Below are 16,868 nucleotides of genomic sequence, written 5' to 3' on the forward strand. Positions count from 1 at the left end.
GACGACTACCGTTTTTGTCTTTGAGATATGCCCATTTTGTATAGCCCGGCGGCGAACCGGCGAGGCTTCTGGCCGTGGCGATAACGGGGGGGTATGGCTGGGAGCAATGGCGGCCGCCAGGCAGCAAACGAGGGGTGCACGCCCTCCCTGGCGTGCACTGATCTGGCGGAGTGATGGCCTTGCGCCAGGCGCCTGCCTGTCAGGCCAGGTCAGTACAGAAGCGGCGAATGGCCTCGCAGGCCTTGCGCAACGACGCATCATCCAGGGCATAGGCGATGCGGATGTAGGGCCCCAGGCCAAAGGCACTGCCATGCACCACGGCGACATTCGCTTCATCGAGCAGGGCATGGGCGAAGTCTTCGTCGCTGTGCAACATCCGACCGGCCGGCGAGGTGCGGCCGATGACCCCGGCGCAACTGGCGAAGGCGTAGAACGCCCCGGCCGGGACTCCGCACTCCAGCCCCGGGGTGTCGTTGAGCAGCGCCACCATCAGGTCCCGCCGTCTCTGGAACACGTCGCGGCTGTCCTGGATGAAGTCCCTGGGGCCTTCGAGGGCGGCGAGGGCGGCCTGCTGGGAAATCGAGCAGGCGCCGGAAGTCTGTTGCCCCTGGAGCTTTTCCATGGCGTCCAGCAGCCAACGCGGCCCGGTGGCAAAACCGATGCGCCAGCCGGTCATGGCATAGGCCTTGGACACGCCGTTCATGGTCAGGGTGCGTGGGGCCAGGCGTGGCTCGACCTGGGCCAGGGTGTGGAACGGCTGGTCTTCGAAGATCAGGTGTTCGTAGATGTCGTCCGCCAGGATCAGCACCTGGGGATGGGCCAGCAGCACCTCGGCCAGGGCCAGCAGCTCGTCGCGGCTGTACACCGCGCCGGTGGGATTGGACGGCGAATTGAGGATCAGCCAGCGAGTCTGCGCGGTGATCGCGGCGGCCAGCGCGTCGGGCGTCAGCTTGAAGCCGTCCTTGGCCTCACAGGTCACGACCCGGGTCTGAGCGCCGCACAGTTGCACCATCTCCGGGTAGCTGACCCAGTACGGCGCCGGCACGATGACCTGGTCGCCCTCGTTGAGGGTCGCGGCCAGGGCGTTGTAGATCACCTGCTTGCCGCCGTTGCACACCAGGGTGTCCTGCCAACTGACGTCGAGGCCGTTTTCGCGGCGGAACTTGGCGGCCACCGCTTCGCGCAGGGCACGTACCCCGGCCACCTGGGTGTAGCGTGTGTGGCCCTGTTCGATTGCATTGATCGCGGCCTCGCGGACATGCCGCGGGGTATCGAAATCCGGCTCGCCGGCGCACAGCGAAATGATCTCGGCGCCCTGGGCCCGGCGCTCGGCTACCCGGTCCATGATGCGGTAGGTGGCTGAGGGCCGGGCGTCGGCCAGGCGCTGGTTGAGGCGTTGCAGGTCGGCGCTCATGCCCGGGTTCTCCAGTCGGTCAGGTTCATCAGTTCCAGGGTCGAGCGGCCTTCGCTGAGGGCCTGCATCATCTGGGCTTCCTTGTGCGCCCGCGCTTCGCCTTCGGCCAGGGTGCGGGCGGCATCAGCCTTGGGGATCACGATGACGCCGTCGTCATCCGCCACCAGCAGGTCGCCGGGGGCCACCGGTACGCCGTTGAAGTTGAAGGCTTGCCCCACCGACGGCGCGCTGACCTTGAGGGTGCCCTTGACCGAGACGCCCCGGGCGAACACCGGGAACTGGCGTTTTTTCAGGGCGGCGATATCCCGCACGCCACCGTCGATCACCAGGCCCACCACGCCCGCGGCTTCAGCGGCCACGGTCAGCACCTCGCCCCAGTAACCGGCGATAAAATTGCCGGTGCCCACCACCAGCACGCTGCCTCGGGGCGCGCGTTCCATCGCCAGGTGCAAGGCCAGGTTATCGCCGGGAGAGCACTCCAGGGGGTAGACCGGCGCGGCGATAAAGGCCCCGTCCCAGACCGGGCGGATCGCGCTGTCGACTGTGCAGGGCAGGTGGGAGGCTTCATACAGGGTCGAACTGCCCAGGACTTTGGCCCGTGCGTGGAAATCCAGGGGAAGCGGCAGCGGGGTCATCAGACTTTCCTTTGCAGGTTGTGATAACCCAGGGCAGCCCGGGCTTCCTTGAGGGTTTTACCCTGGGCGATCAGGGCGCGAATATCGGCTTCGACGGCCTCGATCTGCCGGGCGGCGGCCGCCACTTCAGCGGCACGCTGGCGGGGCACCACCACCACGCCGTTGGCGTCGGCGACCACGATGTCCCGGGCACAGACCCGGACCGCGCCGATGGACACCGGCTGGTTGAGTGCCTGTACCTGCACCCGGTCCTTGCCGGTGCGCATGAAACGACCCTTGCTGAACAGTGGGTAGCCATCGCCCAGGGCCTTGCTGACGTCGCGGCATACGCCGTCGATCACCGTCGCGGCGATCTGCCGGCTGCCGGCGTATTGGGTCATGATGTCGCCCCAGACGGTGCAGTCGGTGCGGCCGCCGTTGTCGATCACCACCACATCACCGGGGGCCACGTCGTCGATAAAGTCGCCCACGGTGCCGGGTGGCACGCTGGCGCTGACGTACTGCACGGTGAACGCCGGACCGACCACCACCTCGCGGTAGTTGTCCAGGGGCGCCAGGCCCAGGCATTGCCCGGGCAGGCCGAGCTTGTCCAGGGCGTCGGACACGCCGGGGGTATCGAGGCCGGCAAACAGGGCCACCAGGGCCTGGTCTTCAAGGTTCATCGGGCGTGCTCCACGTGGATGGCTTCGAACTGGGTGTCATGCATCACCTCGGCCACCGAGCGCCCGCTGCGCACGGCCTCGACCATGCCTTCCTGGCGCCGAGCGATGCGCTCGCCGAGGTCGAGGACCTTGGCGATTTCGGCCTGGGCCACAAACACCGTGCCGCAACGGTCGGCGATCACATAGTCGTCCTGGCTGACCTCGACCCCGGCCACCTGGATCGGCACGGCGGCAGCGATCTGCACCAGCCGATTGCGCGCACTGATCATGGTGACGCCACGCCCGTACACCGGGTAGCCGATGGATTCGCTGCCTTCGATGTCGCGGCTGTAGCCGTCGATTACCGTGCCGCGCACGCCCTTGCCAAGGGCGGCGTTGGCCAGGATGTCGCCCCAGCAGGAAATGCCCGGCAGGCCGCCGGCGATGACCAGCAGCCGATCGTCACTGGCGATCTGTTCGACCACCGGGGTAATCAGGTGCACGGTAGGCTGGCGGTCGGACTTGGCTGCCAGCAGCACCGTGCTGGCGCGGCCGACGATCTTCGGGCAATCCCACAGTGGGCGCAGGCCCACGGTGGCGCCGGGCAGGCCGAGGAAATCGAGGGCATCGGAGACCGTGTTGGTGTCCAGTGCTGCCAGGCGTTCAAGCAGACTCTCATGGGTCATGGGGGCAAGCCTCAGGGGATGGAGGCGCCCAGTTTCAGCGAGCAGGTTTGATAGGTATATTACGAATCGCATAAGCCTTACATACGATTAAACTATGGATCTGCCATGATCAATTTCCGCTTGATTCGCCACCTCTGGTTGTTCCTTGCCGTTGCCGAAGAGCAGAACTTCGGTCGGGCCGCCAAGCGCCTGGGCATGTCCCAGCCGCCCCTCAGTGAGCAGATCCAGGTGCTGGAGCAGGCACTCAAGGTCAAGCTGTTCGAGCGCTCGCGGCGCGGCGCCCAACTGACCCCGGTGGGCGCGGCTATCCTGCCGGCGGTGCGCAATTTCGCCGAGCAGTTGCAGCGCCTGGAGCTGGCGGTGGAGGAGGCGGTGGCCGGGCAGTCGGGCCTGTTGACCATCGGCGCGATCTCCAGTGCCATGTTCGACCTGCTGCCGGGGCTGATCGAGCGGCTCAAGCTGGCCCATCCGCAGTTGACGGTGTCGGTGCGCGAGATCGACAGCGTCGAAGCGGTTCCGGCCCTGGAAGCGGGGGACATCGACCTGGCGTTCGCTCGGCTGGACGGTGATCTGGGCGCGTCGATCCAATCCCTGGCGCTGACCGAAGACCGACTGATGGTGGCCTTGCCCAGTGACCACCCGCTGGCCTCGCGCAAACGCATCAGCCTGTCGAGTCTGGCCAGCGAGCCCCTGGTGATGTTCTCGCGCAAGGTCAGCCCGGTGTATTTCGATAATCTGATCGCCACCTGCCGGGCCAGCGGCTTCTCGCCACGGGTGCTGCACGAAGTGCGCTCGGTGGCTTCGCAGATCGCCTTTGTCAGCTGTGGCCAAGGCATTGCCCTGGTGCCGGCAGCGCTGAAAAAGCTGGCGCCGGATAACGTGGTGCTGCGGCCCTTGAGCCAACCGTTGAATGTGGTCACCACGGCCCTGGCGTGGAACGCCGAGCGTGCCAATCCGCTGGTGGCGGAAGTGGTGGCAGGGTTTCGCGAGCGCACCTGAGGTGGCATCGACCCGGGGCGGACCATAGGTTTGAGCTATGGAAACCTTCGCCAATCCGTTATTTACAGCGGGCAGCAGGGCGGGGAGATTATGCGCCCGTTCGCCGGCTCACCCGCCCGGTGCCACGCCTTTTGTGCCAGGAGCCCTCGCCGTGCCTTTATCCGCTCGCTTCACTCAATACCCACTGCCGCTGCTGGTGGACGGGGTCCGATTGCAACTCGACACCCTGTACCGCGACGGCTCCCTGGCGCCGATTCTGTTCCTCCATGGTTTCGGCTCGACCAAGGAAGACTACGCCGACATAGCCCTGCACAGCGCCTTCGACGGGCATCCGGTGCTGGCCTATGACGCACCGGGTTGCGGTGCCAGCCACTGCAGCGACCTGGAGCGGATCGACATCCCGTTGCTGCTGCAGACCGCCTTGCAGGCACTGGAGCACTTCGGCATCCAGCGTTTTCATCTGGTGGGTCATTCCATGGGCGGGCTGACCGCTCTGTTACTGGCCCATCATTGCCCCGAGCGGGTGCTGAGCTTTGTCGACATCGAGGGCAACATCGCCCCGGAAGACTGCTTCCTCAGCCGGCAGATCGTCGAGTACCCCGCGCAAGACCCCGAAGCATTCTTCAGCGCCTTTATCGAACGCACCCGGCAGGCGCCGGCCTATGCCAGTGCGCTGTACGCCGCGAGTCTGCGGCACAAGGTCCGGGCCGGCGCGGTGCGGGGGATTTTCCAGTCCATGGTCGAGCTGTCCGACCACGGCGCGCTGATGGATAAATTCCTCGGTCTGCCATGCCCGCGGCTGTTTATGTATGGCGAGCAGAACGCCTCGTTGTCCTACCTGGCCCACATCCAGGCCCAGGGTGTGCAACTGGCGCCGATTGCTGCGTGCGGGCACTTCCCCATGTACTCCAATCCGACTGCGATGTGGCAGCAGATCGCTGACTTCCAGGGGCGCGCTCCGGTGCAATAAGGCGCCCTGCGCAAGCCGTAAAAAAGGGCCCCTGAATCAGGGGCCCTTTGCCGTGGGGCAGCGTTCAGCGTTGCGGCTTCAGACGCTGGCGGCCTGCGGTCGGGCGCTGCCCTTGAAGCCAGTGCGCTGCTCGACTTCGCCCGAGCCGCTGATGTAGCCGTGGCGCGACAGGTTGGGCATCAGCATCGAGGCGATAAAGGTCACGCTCACCACTGCCGCGACGTAGAAGAAAAAATATTCCTCGATGCCCTGGGCGCGCAGGGACAGGGCGACGTATTCCGCCGTGCCGCCAAAGGCGGCGTTGCCCACCGCGTAAGGGAACCCCACACCCAGGGCACGCACCGCCGGGGGAAACAGTTCGGCTTTGACGATCCCGGCAATGGGTGTGTACAGCGAGGCAATGACCAGCCCGCCGAACACCAGCAGAAACGCCACGAACGGGTTATTGACCGACTGCAGGGCGTAGAGCAGCGGGACTGCCAGCAGCAGGGCCAGCCCGGAGAACAACAGCATGTGGGTCTTGATGCCGATGCGATCGGCCAGCAGGCCGAACAGCGGTTGGCAGAACATAAAGCCCACCAGGGCTGCGGTCATGATGAAGCTGACGGTCTCCGGGGAGAAGCCGGCGGAGATCACCAGGAATTTCTGCATGTAGGTGGTGAAGGTATAGAAGTACAGCGAACCGCCAATGGTGAAAGCCAGGACCAGGGCCACCGCGCGCTTGTGTTTGAACAGGCCCCGCAGCGAGCCGGCGTCTTTGCGCTGCATGTCTTTTTTCGACGCGGTTTCATGCATCGACCGACGCAGGTAGACCACCACCACCGAACTCAGGGCGCCGATGAAGAACGGAATTCTCCAGCCCCATTCGCGCAGCGCCTCGGCACTCAGGGTTTGCTGGAGGATGACCACGGTCATCAGGGCCAGGAGTTGCCCGGCGATGATCGTGAAGTACTGGAAGGAACCATAGAAACAGCGCCGGCCGGGGGTGGCGATTTCACTGATGTAGGTCGCGCCGGTGCCGTACTCGGCACCCACCGACAGCCCCTGGATCAAGCGCGCGATCACCAGCATCACCGGCGCCGCGACGCCGATGCTTTCGTAGGTCGGCATCACCGCGATCAGCAGGGAGCCGGCGCACATCATGAACACCGAGATGATCATCGACACCTTGCGACCGCGAGTGTCGGCGATCCAGCCAAAAATCCAGCCACCCAGGGGCCGCATGAAAAAGCCCACGGCGAACACCCCGGCAGTGGCCAGGAGTTGGCTGGTGGTGTCGCCCTTGGGGAAAAACGCGGCGGCAAAATAGATGGCGGTGTAGGCGTAGATAAAAAAGTCGTACCACTCCACCAGGTTGCCCGAGCAGGCCCCCATGATGGCTTTGACCCGGTTCGGCGGGCTCGCTGGATCAGGCACGACACTGTGGTTGGTGGGGGATGCAGACATGGGGTTCACCCTGTGTTCTAGGCGAGACGAAACGAGGAACACGCTGAGGCGTTTCCGACGTGGCGGGCTCGCTGGGTTGACGGGCTGGACGCGACAGCGTCAGCCGGCTGGGGGCTAATTAATCCGCGGCGCAGAGGGCCGGTGGATGAACGCGGCAGGCCGAAGGGGGATGGCTCGGGTAGCCTTGATGGCCTGGCGGGTAACGGTAGGCGGTGGGGTGAAACGCAGGGATGTAACCCATGGTGCAGGCCCTCGTATCTTATTGTTGTAGTGAGTCGTGCGCTCTGGGCGCCGACGGTGGTTGCACGCTACCCCAGAGTCCTGGAGGGCATAAGCCGTCGGCCTGGCCTAACTGATATACCTAAATTTTATAGCTGGCCCCGCAGCCCCGACCCACAGGGCGGTACAGCCGCTTGCAGGCTCCCGGAGCCGCGGTTTACGCGGTTCTGCCGGCACTCACCGGCGGGCAAATCGGATTACACTCACGCCACTGTCGACGCATCTCGCGCCGCGCACGATTCTGACTGGCCTGGTAATGGATGTCGTTCAACTCAAAACCCTGATTCATGTGGCCGAGCTGGGCAGTCTCAGCAAGGCCTCGGACCGTTTGCATATCGCCCAACCGGCCCTCAGTCGACAAATCCGCTTGCTGGAAAAAGAGCTGGGCGCCTATCTGTTCGAGCGCCATGGTCGGGGCATGGTGATCACCGAGGTGGGCCGCGAAGTCCTGGCCCATGCCACGCGCATCATGGAAGAGATGGAGTCGATCCGCAGTTCTGTGGTGGGCGGGCGCTCAGCGTTTCGCGGCACCGTGGTCATTGGCACCACGCCGACGGTGGCGGAAATCGTCACCGTGCCCCTGGTGCGCAAGATCCGCGATGCCCACCCGAACCTGGCCGTGCGCTTCTCTTCGGCATTCAGCGGTTACCTGCTGGACTGGGTGCAGCGCGGCGAGTTGGAACTGGCCATTTCCTACGACCCCCAGCCCTTGCACACCCTGCGAATCGTTCCGGTGATGATGGAGAACCTGCTGCTGGTGGGCCCCGCCAGCGCCGGGTTGCGCATGGACACGCCGGTGAGCTTCGCCACCCTGGCTGAGCAGCCTCTGGTACTGCCCAGCGCGCGCCATGGCTTGCGGGTGATCCTCGACCAATGTGCCCGTGACGTCGGGATCAAGCTCAAGACCAGCGTTGAAGCGGATTCCTTCGGGGCCATGATCGACCTGGTGCGCAACGATTTTGGCTTGACCGCGTTGCCGCTGGCGTCGATCTACAGCCAGGTCGAGTCCGGTGCCTTGTGCGCGGCGCCGCTGGTTGACCCGGTGCCCATGCGCAAGTTGGTCCAGGTATTTCCCGCGGATCGGCGGGTCAGCCCGGCTGCCAAGTTTGTCGGCGACGCCTTTATAGAAATCGCCGCCGATCTGGTGACTCGCCATATCTGGGCCGGGCACCTGCTCTGATCTCGACCCTTTCCACCTGAGCGTTTCACGGAGGCTCGCGTTGCCTGCCCACCCAACACCCTTGCTGCTGATTCCCGGATTGCTCTGCGATCAGCGCTTGTTCGCCGCACAGACGGCGGCCCTGGAACCCGACCGGGTTGTCTGCATCGCCGACCTGAGCCTGGATACCAGCATCGTCGCCATGGCCCGGCGCACTCTGGACGCGGCGCCGCCGCTGTTCGCCCTGGCGGCCCTGTCCATGGGCGGTTACGTGGCCATGGAAATCATGCGCCAGGCCCCCGAGCGGGTGCTCAAGCTGGCACTCCTGGACACCATGGTGCGGCCCGACGATGAAGCGCGAGCCAAGGCTCGGCGCGGCCTGCTGGCCCTGGCGCAGATGGGCAAGTTCAAGGGCGTGACCCCGCAATTGCTGCCTCGGTTGATGCACCCGCGTTGCCTGGGCAGCACCGTGGCCGATACGGTCCAGGCAATGGCCGAAAGCATTGGCAAGGAGGGCTTTGTTCGTCAGCAGCAAGCGATCATCGAGCGCGCGGACTACCGGCCCGTGCTGGAGACCATCCGGGTTCCGACCTTGATCGTGGTCGGCGAAGACGACGAAATCACCCCCGTTGCCGAGTCCCGGGAAATCCATCGCGGCATCCCCCAGTCAAGGCTGGTGGTGTTGCCGCAATGTGGGCATCTGCCGCCCCTGGAATACCCGGAGTTGACCACCGAACTGTTGCGCCGTTGGCTGAGTGACGAAGCACACGTCTGATGCCTGCAACTCACCCTGTTCCCCCTGACTGATGGCCGTACCTTGAACGAGCAGATTCGATTGCCCGGCGTCGTGGGCATTTCCCTCCTGGGCCTGTTGCAGATTCTGGTCTGGGGCGGGTCGTTCTTCCTGATGGCAGTGATGGCCGAGCCGATCATGGACGAGACCGGCTGGGCCAGCCAATGGGTGTACGGCGCCCTGTCCCTGAGCATCCTGGTCTCGGCCTTGCTGGCACCGCTGACCAGCCGCCTGATTGCCCGCTACGGCGGTCGACCGGTGCTGGCCAGTAGCGGCCTGGGAGTGGCCATCGGCTTGTTCCTGCTGGCCACTGCCAGCTCGCTGCCGCTGTTTCTGCTGGCCTGGGCCGTCATCGGGGTCGGCATGGCGCTCGGGCTTTATGAGGCGCTGTTTGCGGCGCTGGGGGCCGCGTATGGGGAGCGGGCGGGCAGTGCGATCACCGGGGTCACCCTGATTTCGGGCTTTGCCACCACCTTGTCCTGGCCAGCCGTGGCCCTGGCCATCGAGCACCTGGGCTGGCGCGACACCTGCCTGGCCTATGGGGTGTTGCTGGTGATGGTGGTGGCCCCGGCGTACTTCTGGGCGCTGCCTCGAGGCGGTGTGCCCCGGGCGAAAAGCAACGTGGCGGTCGAACAGCCGCTGTCCATCGATTCGCGGACCTACCTGCTGCTGACCCTGATCTTTGCCCTGGGCGCAGTGATCATGACCGCCATGTCGGTGCAGTTGGTGTCATTGCTCCAGGGCCAGGGTAATTCCCTGGCGGCGGCCATCGGCCTCAGCGCCTTGCTCGGGCCCAGCCAGGTGGGGTCGCGGGTGCTGCAAGTGTTTGCGCGCAAGCGCCACCCGATCTGGACCACCCTGATCTCGGTGGTCCTGGTAGCCATCGGCCTGGTGTTGGTGGCGGCGGCGCCAGCCCTGACAGCCTTGGGCCTGGTGTTGTATGGCGCCGGCAATGGCCTGCGGGCGATCGTTCGCGGCTTGTTGCCCCTGGCGCTGATGTCGCCGGCCCAGTACGTGCTGTTGATGGGGCGCATGGCGCGGCCGTCGTTGATTGGCCAGGCGCTGACGCCATTGGCCGGCGGCTACCTGGCGCAGACCCTGGGTGCCGGCAGTGTGCTGGCGAGCCTGGGCGGCCTGGCGCTGTTGAATGTGCTGCTGGTGCTGTTGTTGATGCGCCGGGTGTAATACCCGGTTCAACCCTTGGCCGAAGGCGCTGGCAGCAGTTCGTTGATCAGGTTGAACAGGGTGGTTTTGACCGCGCTGTTCAGGTCCGCCCAGGCCAGGCCGGTGGTGGCCTGGTAGGTGCCGAGCTCCAGGGGCCTGGACTGGACGTTGGCGGGCAATGCGCGGCCGGCGTTGGCCGGTAGCAGGCCCACCCCGAGCCCGGCAGAAACCAGGGCCAGCATGGTGGTGAATTCCCCCAATTCGGCGGCAATCGGCAGCGGCGCACCCTGGCGGTTCAGGGCCTGCATCAGTTCATCGTAGAAGCCGGGGGCGTAGCGCCGGGCCAGGATAAACAGCGGCACATTCGCCAAGTCCTTGGGGTGCAGTTGGCTGCAGGCTGCCAGGGGATGAGCGTCGGGCAGGGCGACGATGAAGCTTTCCCGCAGCACCTCGCGGGTGTGGATACCGGGGTGGATTGCTGGCAAGCGCATCAGGCCGAAGTCCAGCTGGCCGTTTTTCAAGGCCACGGCTTGGTCCGGGCCGGGCATGTCCTTGAGCTCCAGTTCAATGCGTGGGAAGCGCTGGTGCACGGCGCGGATCAAGGTCGGCAGCAGCTCAGGCAGCACCGACGAGACAAACCCCAGACGCACCCGACCAATTTCCCCACGCCCGGACGCCCGGGCCACGTCGGCCGCATGGGCGGCCTGGTGCAGGGTCGCCTGGGCCTCGGGCAAGAAGATCGCGCCCACTTCGGTGAGGGCCACCGAGTGCCGGTTGCGCTCGAACAGGCGCACACCCAGTTCCTCTTCCAACAACTTGATCTGCATGCTCAGGGCCGGTTGCACGATGGCCAGGCGCTGGGCCGCGCGGCCGAAATGCAGCTCCTGGGCCAGGGTGACAAACGAGCGCAGGTGTTTGATTTCCATCCGGGGGCTCCAGGGGGCAGGGTCTGAAAGCGCTGATCATAGATTTTGATTACCAGATCAGCAATGACGATTGGACGCCGTCCCCGGGCTGCGGTGAAGTGACGGCAAGGCCGGTACAACAATAAGCGGTCGTTTTGCGGAGAACAGCATGTCATTCAACACCAGTAGCTTTCAGCTCCATGGGCGTCGTGCCCTGATCACCGGTTCGTGCCGCGGCATCGGCCTGGAACTGGCCCGGGGCCTGGGCGCCGCCGGGGCCAGTGTGGTGATCAATGATCGCAATGCGGAGAAGGCGCGACGGGTGGCCAGCCAGTTGCGCGACGAAGGGATTGAGACCGCGTTTGCGGTGTTTGATGTCACCGATCGCGAGCAGCTGTTGGACGCCATCAACCGCGTGGAAGCGGACACCGGGCCCATCGACATCCTGGTGAACAATGCCGGCATCCAGCGGCGTGCGCCGCTGGAGGACTTTGCCGCCGAGGACTGGCACGCCCTGATGCGGGTCAACCTCGACGGGGTGTTCCACGTTTCCCAGGCGGTGGCCCGGCACATGATTGCGCGCCGTCGCGGCAAGATCATCAACATCTGCTCGGTCCAGAGCCAACTGGCGCGCCCGACCATCGCTCCGTATGCCGCCTCCAAGGGCGCGGTGAAAATGCTCACCCAGGGCATGTGCGCCGAGTGGGCGCGCCATGGCATCCAGGCCAACGGCCTGGCCCCCGGCTACTTCGCCACCGAGATGAATCAGGCCCTGGTGGACAACCAGGAATTTTCCCAATGGCTGTGCAAACGCACCCCGGCCGGGCGTTGGGGCCGGGTTGAAGAACTGTGCGGCGCGGCGGTGTTCCTGGCGTCGGCCGCCTCCGATTTCATCAACGGTCAGACCCTGTTCGTCGACGGAGGCCTGACCAGCGTCGTTTGAACCCATTGCCCGTACCTGAAAAAAACAACAACAGGGGACACCCATGAGCACTCTCAAACAACCCTCGCCACCACTCGCCGAGTTGGGCGCGTCGCCTGCCCGGCACAGCGCTTCGAACACCGTCGTCAAAGGCTTTGCAAGCAAGCGCTGGCTGTACCTGATTCCGCTGATTTTCATCACCTACAGCCTGGCGTACCTGGACCGCGCCAACTACGGCTTCGCCAGTGCCGCCGGGATCGAGCAGGACCTGGGCATCACCAAGAGCACCTCTTCGCTGATCGGCGCCTTGTTCTTCCTCGGGTACTTTTTCTTCCAGGTGCCGGGGGCGATCTACGCCCAGCGCTACAGCGTGCGCAAACTGGTGTTCTGGAGCCTGATTCTCTGGGGTTTCTGCGCCATGGCCACGGGGCTGGTGACCAACATTCCGATGTTGATGGTGATCCGCGTGTCGCTGGGGATTGTCGAAGCGGCGGTAATGCCGGCAATGCTGATCTTCATCAGCAACTGGTTCACCCGCAAGGAACGCTCCCGGGCCAATACCTTCCTGGTCCTGGGCAACCCGGTCACGGTGCTGTGGATGTCGGTGGTCTCGGGGTACCTGATTCACGCCTGGGGCTGGCGCGAGATGTTTGTCATCGAAGGCGCGCCGGCGGTGCTCTGGGCCTTTGTCTGGTGGCGCCTGGCGCGGGACAAGCCCGAGCAGGTCAGCTGGCTGACCCAGGATGAGAAAGCCCAACTGGCCGCCACCCTGGCCGATGAGCAGAAGGGCATGAAGGTGGTGCGCAATTATCGCCAGGCCTTTACCAGCCCGGTGGTGTTGCAGCTGTGCTGCGTGCATGCGCTGTGGAGCATCGGTGTCTACGGTTTCATCATGTGGCTGCCGACCATCATCAAGCAGGCTGCTGCCGCGGACATTGTCACTGTGGGTTGGTTGAGCGCGGTGCCTTATGTGGCCGCCGTCGCCGCCATGCTCGCGGTGTCCTGGGCCTCGGACAAACTCCAGCAACGCAAACACTTTGTCTGGCCGCTGCTGGCGCTGGGCGCCTTGGCGTTCTTCTGTTCCTACCTGCTGGGCTCCAGCCATTTCTGGTTGTCGTTTGCCTTGCTGAGTGTTGCCGGCGCCGCGCTGTACGCACCGTACGGGCCGTTTTTTGCGCTGATTCCGGAAGTCCTGCCGGCCAATGTGTTCGGCGGCGCCATCGGCCTGATCAACGCGTGCGGAGCCTTGGGGGCCTTTGTCGGTTCATGGATCGTCGGCTACCTGATCGGCCTCACGGGCAACCCGGGCGCCGCGTACCTGTTCATGACCGGGGGCGTGTTGGCCTCGGCGCTGCTGATGGCCTGGGTCAAGGTCGGGCGCGATGCCCGTCAGTCGGCCTGAGCCAGCCAGCGCTCAAGCTGCGTGCGCTCCCAGGTGCTGAGCAGGCTGACCGGGTCGGTGCCATAGCGCTGCCAAGTGTCGAGCGCACCCTCGCGACCCTCCGGGCTGCGGCAGCCCTGGCACAGGTGCAGGTGCTGGCCATCAAAGTCCAGCACCAGGCGCCAGCCTTGCACATCGACCCCCACCCAGCCCGGCTCGCCGGCAGGGCCCAGGTGCAGCATCGGGTGAATACCCAGGGCGGCGTCGCGCAACGTCTGGTAGACCTCGCGGGCAGTGAGCGGCGGCAGTGGCGGCACGAAGGGGGCTCCGGTAAGTCGTTGGGCGTGGTTGGATGAAGGGGGCCGAGGATAAAGCCTCGGCCCGGGTCTGTCAGCGGGGTGCCAGGCGCTCTGTAACTGTACGTGCCCGCTGACATCCCCCTCTTTGCGCTTAAACCAGATACCGCTTGAACCAGGCGATGGTCCGGTCCCACGCCAGGTTGGCGGCTTCTTCATCGTAGCGGGGGGTGGAGTCGTTGTGGAAGCCGTGGTTCACCCCGGGGTAGATGTAGGCTTCGTAGGTTTTGCCGGCGGCTTTGAGCGCTTGTTCGTAGGCGGGCCAGCCTTCGTTGATGCGGGTGTCCAGCTCACCGTAGTGGATCAGCAACGGCGCCTTGATCCGCGCCACGTCGGCGGCTTCAGGCTGGCGGCCGTAGAAGGGCACGGCGGCCGCCAGTTCCGGATAGGCCACGGCGGCGGCATTGGCCACGCCGCCGCCATAACAGAAGCCGGTGATGCCGACTTTGCCGGTGCTGGCGTCGTGGTGCATCAGCCATTCAATGGCGGCGAAGAAGTCGTTCATCAGTTTTTGCGGGTCGACCTTGGCCTGCAGGTCCCGTCCCTTGTCGTCGTTGCCGGGGTAACCGCCCACCGAACTCAGGCCATCCGGGGCCAGGGCGATGAAACCGGCCTTGGCCACACGCCGGGCGACGTCTTCGATGTAAGGGTTCAGCCCGCGATTTTCATGGGCCACCACCACCGCCGGCAGCTTGCCGCTGGCCTTGGCCGGGCGCACCAGGTAGGCCCGCACCTGCCCGTGGCCTTTGGGCGAGGGGTAGGTGACGTATTCGGCGACGATCTCCGGGTCGGTAAAGGACACTTGTTCGGCCAGGGCGTAGTTCGGGGTCAGCGCCGCCAGGGTGGCACTGGCGGTCAGGCCCACCAGGGTGAAGGCCGCCGCGCGGTCGAGAAACTCCCGCCGGTTGATCTTGCCGTGGGCGTAGTAGTCGTAGAGTTCGAGCAGTTCCGGGGCGAAGTCTTGCGCGGTCAGACGGTCCATCGGGGGGCTTCCTTATCAATCACTCGCGGTATCCCCGGGGCGTTGGGCCTCGAAGGCTGACGAACACGGCTTGAAGTGGGTTGATTAAAGCAGCCTTTGGCGCCCCGGCAAATGGCCGATTTGCCGAGCGGTGCCGCACCGGGGCGGCTGGCCGAGGAGTTTTTGGTGCTGGTGACAGCACCTCCGTCGGGCCGGGGAAACGGCCGCCGGGGCAGGGCGAGGAATATTCGCCAGGCGCCTCAAGTCGCCCGTTGCCACGCCGATAGCGTATCGAGCTGCCAAACAGTTTCCAGGCTTCGCGTTTCCCCCCGCATGGCCAGTGCTCGGGTCCATGCACAAGAACAATAAAGAGGACAGCCATGACCATTCTTCAGCGAGTGATCGGCGGGTTTGCCGTGTTGGTGCTGTTATTGCTGGCCATGGTGGGGATCAGCTATCAAAGCACCCATTCGATCAGTGATCGCTTGACCATCATCACCGGCCAATCAGCGCCGTTGAGCCGGGCCGCCAGTGAGTTGTACGTGCATATCCTGCGGGCCAACCAAGCGTTGCTGGCGATCCTGATCAGCCAGGAACCGGCGCAGATCGATGCCGGCAAGGCGCCGTTCAACGAGAGCCTGGCGCGCTTCAACCAATTGCTCGACAGCATCCCGGCCTACATCGGCGAGCGCCCCGAGCTGCAGGCCAACCTGGCCCAGGAACGCCAGCTCAGCGGCGCCTATGCCGAGCAGGCCCAGGCGCTGATGGCGACCCACCGCCAGCACGTGGCGCAAGTGGCGCTGACCCGAGGCTTGCAGGGCTACAGCAACAGCCAGGGCGCACAGCTGACCGGCTACCTGCGCGATTACATCGCCCGAGAGCGCAACGCCGGGGTGGCGGAGAACGCCGCCGCTGCCGAGAAACTGCTGCTGGAAGTCAACAAATCCTATGACGGCCTGGCCGCCCACGCCGCCACGCCGGACATTGCCACCTTGCAGCGCCTGCTCAACCTGCAGGACGAGGTGATCCGTTCCCGCGCCCAGGCCCTGGTGGCTGTGGACCCGCGTGTGGGGCGCATCGCCGGGGTGATGGTCAACCGCCTGTTGAGCGACCTGACCGCCAGCGATGGCCTGTACCAGGCGTATCGCCAAGAGGCGACCCTGGCCCAGCAGGTGCTGCAACAGCGCCAGGGCGTGGAAAGCCGGCTGCAAGCCACCCTCGACAAAATCGGCGAGTTCGGCGGCCAGTCGCTGGACGTGGCCAACGCCGCCAAGAGCGACGCCGACGCCACCATCAGCACCAGCCGCAGCCTGTTGCTGATCGCCTGTGTGCTGGCCGTGCTGGCGGCGGTGGTCATCGGCACCTGGGTCGCGTTCAGCCTTCGCCGGCCCCTGGCGGCGTTCCGCGAGGTGCTCAAGACCCTCACCGGTGGCGACATGCGGGTGCGCTTCGATGTCAGCCGCAAGGATGAATTCGGCGAGCTGGGCGGCTACCTCAACGAGTTGACCCAGGCCCTGCAGAAAACCTTCCGTGAACTGATTGGTTCGGCCGACACCCTGGCCCAGACCGCCAGTGACAATGCCCAGATCAGCGAGCGCACGACCCGGGTGGTGGATGAACAGAAAGACCGCCTGCACTCCGCCGCCTCGGCCATGACCGAGATGGAAAGCACTGTGGAAGAGGTGGCCCGCCGGGCCCAGGACACCCGCAACGCGGTGGATGACACCAGTGACCTGACCCACAAGGTGCAACAGCGCGTGGCCGAGACCATCGTCAACATCCGCCAGCAGGCCGAACAGGTGAACAAGGCCTCGGCGGTGACCGATGAGTTGCAGAAGTATGGGCAGAACATCGATGGCATCGTCGATGCGATTCGCACCATTGCCGAGCAGACCAACCTGCTGGCCCTCAACGCCGCCATCAGGCCGCCCGGGCCGGTGAGGCCGGACGGGGCTTTGCGGTGGTCGCCGACGAAGTGCGCAACCTGGCCCGACGCACCCAGGAGTCGGTGGAAGAAACCCGCACGGTGATCGAAGCCCTGCAGCAAGGCACCCAAGTGGTGGTGGACGCCATGCACAACAGCCACAGCCAGGCCTGGGCATTCCACCGCCCCCCGTTGCGATTGCTACTGAACCAGGTGAATAGCATCCGGATTGA

At 65.2% G+C, this 16,868-nt stretch carries 15 protein-coding genes and 1 pseudogene; 8 read left to right on the top strand and 8 right to left on the bottom strand.

Annotation, left to right across the window (positions count from 1 at the left end; translation table 11 throughout):
- Positions 1-199: 199 nt before the first annotated feature.
- The 4 genes from M1B34_RS11045 to M1B34_RS11060 are packed head-to-tail and all read right to left on the bottom strand — an operon-like array spanning position 200 to position 3,376.
- Positions 200-1,414 carry a pyridoxal phosphate-dependent aminotransferase gene (locus tag M1B34_RS11045; protein WP_268265151.1) on the bottom strand — a complete coding sequence of 405 codons (1,215 nt, stop codon included), beginning with the start codon at positions 1,412-1,414 and terminating at the stop codon, positions 200-202.
- Complete coding sequence (locus tag M1B34_RS11050) at positions 1,411-2,049, bottom strand: RraA family protein (protein WP_268265152.1); 639 nt, start codon at positions 2,047-2,049, stop codon at positions 1,411-1,413. Before M1B34_RS11050 ends, M1B34_RS11045 begins: the two co-directional genes overlap by 4 nt.
- Positions 2,049-2,711 carry an RraA family protein gene (locus M1B34_RS11055; protein WP_123331670.1) on the bottom strand — a complete coding sequence of 221 codons (663 nt, stop codon included), beginning with the start codon at positions 2,709-2,711 and terminating at the stop codon, positions 2,049-2,051. Before M1B34_RS11055 ends, M1B34_RS11050 begins: the two co-directional genes overlap by 1 nt.
- Positions 2,708-3,376 carry an RraA family protein gene (locus M1B34_RS11060; RefSeq protein ID WP_123331672.1) on the bottom strand — a complete coding sequence of 223 codons (669 nt, stop codon included), beginning with the start codon at positions 3,374-3,376 and terminating at the stop codon, positions 2,708-2,710. Before M1B34_RS11060 ends, M1B34_RS11055 begins: the two co-directional genes overlap by 4 nt.
- 105 nt (positions 3,377-3,481) lie before the next feature.
- Between M1B34_RS11060 and M1B34_RS11065 the strand changes: the two genes are divergently transcribed.
- Both M1B34_RS11065 and M1B34_RS11070 read left to right on the top strand, forming a co-directional pair.
- Positions 3,482-4,375, top strand: a complete 894-nt coding sequence (locus tag M1B34_RS11065) for a LysR family transcriptional regulator (protein ID WP_268265153.1) — start codon at positions 3,482-3,484, stop codon at positions 4,373-4,375.
- Positions 4,376-4,526: 151 nt separating this feature from the next.
- The gene (locus M1B34_RS11070) at positions 4,527-5,345 is read left to right on the top strand and encodes an alpha/beta fold hydrolase (protein WP_268262082.1); all 819 of its coding nucleotides are present in this window, start codon (positions 4,527-4,529) and stop codon (positions 5,343-5,345) included.
- A 78-nt stretch (positions 5,346-5,423) separates the two neighbouring features.
- Here the strand turns inward: M1B34_RS11070 and M1B34_RS11075 are convergent, their stop codons facing one another.
- Positions 5,424-6,791: an MFS family transporter gene (locus M1B34_RS11075; RefSeq protein ID WP_123331678.1), complete on the bottom strand. Its 1,368-nt coding sequence runs from the start codon at positions 6,789-6,791 to the stop codon at positions 5,424-5,426.
- A gap of 517 nt (positions 6,792-7,308) precedes the next feature.
- Between M1B34_RS11075 and M1B34_RS11080 the strand changes: the two genes are divergently transcribed.
- From M1B34_RS11080 to M1B34_RS11090, 3 genes are all read left to right on the top strand, one after another.
- A complete protein-coding gene (locus M1B34_RS11080) occupies positions 7,309-8,250 on the top strand; it encodes a LysR family transcriptional regulator (protein ID WP_221178433.1) in 942 nt (313 codons plus the stop codon).
- 40 nt (positions 8,251-8,290) lie between these two features.
- Entirely contained in the window at positions 8,291-9,004 is a 714-nt protein-coding gene (locus tag M1B34_RS11085) for an alpha/beta fold hydrolase (RefSeq protein WP_268265154.1), read from the top strand.
- Positions 9,005-9,097: 93 nt separating this feature from the next.
- On the top strand, positions 9,098-10,207 hold the full coding sequence (locus M1B34_RS11090; RefSeq protein WP_268265157.1) for an MFS transporter: 1,110 nt from the start codon (positions 9,098-9,100) through the stop codon (positions 10,205-10,207).
- A gap of 8 nt (positions 10,208-10,215) precedes the next feature.
- Here M1B34_RS11090 and M1B34_RS11095 read toward each other — a convergent pair whose 3' ends face one another.
- On the bottom strand, positions 10,216-11,112 hold the full coding sequence (locus M1B34_RS11095) for a LysR family transcriptional regulator (RefSeq protein WP_123331683.1): 897 nt from the start codon (positions 11,110-11,112) through the stop codon (positions 10,216-10,218).
- Positions 11,113-11,260: 148 nt separating this feature from the next.
- Here M1B34_RS11095 and M1B34_RS11100 point away from each other — a divergent pair, with 148 nt between their 5' ends.
- Both M1B34_RS11100 and M1B34_RS11105 read left to right on the top strand, forming a co-directional pair.
- The gene (locus M1B34_RS11100) at positions 11,261-12,034 is read left to right on the top strand and encodes an SDR family NAD(P)-dependent oxidoreductase (RefSeq protein WP_268265155.1); all 774 of its coding nucleotides are present in this window, start codon (positions 11,261-11,263) and stop codon (positions 12,032-12,034) included.
- Positions 12,035-12,077: 43 nt separating this feature from the next.
- A complete protein-coding gene (locus M1B34_RS11105) occupies positions 12,078-13,415 on the top strand; it encodes an MFS transporter (RefSeq protein ID WP_268265156.1) in 1,338 nt (445 codons plus the stop codon).
- Here the strand turns inward: M1B34_RS11105 and M1B34_RS11110 are convergent.
- The gene (locus M1B34_RS11110) at positions 13,403-13,702 is read right to left on the bottom strand and encodes a DUF7693 family protein (RefSeq protein WP_268265158.1); all 300 of its coding nucleotides are present in this window, start codon (positions 13,700-13,702) and stop codon (positions 13,403-13,405) included. The genes M1B34_RS11105 and M1B34_RS11110 overlap by 13 nt on opposite strands.
- A 142-nt stretch (positions 13,703-13,844) precedes the next feature.
- Complete coding sequence (gene yghX / locus M1B34_RS11115) at positions 13,845-14,732, bottom strand: YghX family hydrolase (protein WP_123331689.1); 888 nt, start codon at positions 14,730-14,732, stop codon at positions 13,845-13,847.
- A 359-nt stretch (positions 14,733-15,091) separates the two neighbouring features.
- Between yghX and M1B34_RS34305 the strand changes: the two are divergent.
- Positions 15,092-16,806 (top strand): annotated as a pseudogene (locus M1B34_RS34305) (methyl-accepting chemotaxis protein); the annotation flags it as partial.
- Positions 16,807-16,868 lie beyond the last annotated feature (62 nt).

This window comes from Pseudomonas morbosilactucae, from assembly GCF_023241715.1.
Lineage (GTDB): Bacteria > Pseudomonadota > Gammaproteobacteria > Pseudomonadales > Pseudomonadaceae > Aquipseudomonas > Aquipseudomonas morbosilactucae.

Excerpts from the sequence above, each read along its gene's own strand:
- M1B34_RS11055 (WP_123331670.1), bottom strand. The coding sequence starts at position 2,711 with ATGAACCTTGAAGACCAGGCCCTGGTGGCCCTGTTTGCCGGCCTCGAT.
- M1B34_RS11060 (WP_123331672.1), bottom strand. The coding sequence starts at position 3,376 with ATGACCCATGAGAGTCTGCTTGAACGCCTGGCAGCACTGGACACCAAC.
- M1B34_RS11095 (WP_123331683.1), bottom strand. The coding sequence starts at position 11,112 with ATGGAAATCAAACACCTGCGCTCGTTTGTCACCCTGGCCCAGGAGCTG.
- M1B34_RS11100 (WP_268265155.1), top strand. The coding sequence starts at position 11,261 with ATGTCATTCAACACCAGTAGCTTTCAGCTCCATGGGCGTCGTGCCCTG.
- M1B34_RS11065 (WP_268265153.1), top strand. The coding sequence starts at position 3,482 with ATGATCAATTTCCGCTTGATTCGCCACCTCTGGTTGTTCCTTGCCGTT.
- M1B34_RS11045 (WP_268265151.1), bottom strand. The coding sequence starts at position 1,414 with ATGAGCGCCGACCTGCAACGCCTCAACCAGCGCCTGGCCGACGCCCGG.
- M1B34_RS11075 (WP_123331678.1), bottom strand. The coding sequence starts at position 6,791 with ATGTCTGCATCCCCCACCAACCACAGTGTCGTGCCTGATCCAGCGAGC.
- yghX (WP_123331689.1), bottom strand. The coding sequence starts at position 14,732 with ATGGACCGTCTGACCGCGCAAGACTTCGCCCCGGAACTGCTCGAACTC.
- M1B34_RS11050 (WP_268265152.1), bottom strand. The coding sequence starts at position 2,049 with ATGACCCCGCTGCCGCTTCCCCTGGATTTCCACGCACGGGCCAAAGTC.
- M1B34_RS11105 (WP_268265156.1), top strand. The coding sequence starts at position 12,078 with ATGAGCACTCTCAAACAACCCTCGCCACCACTCGCCGAGTTGGGCGCG.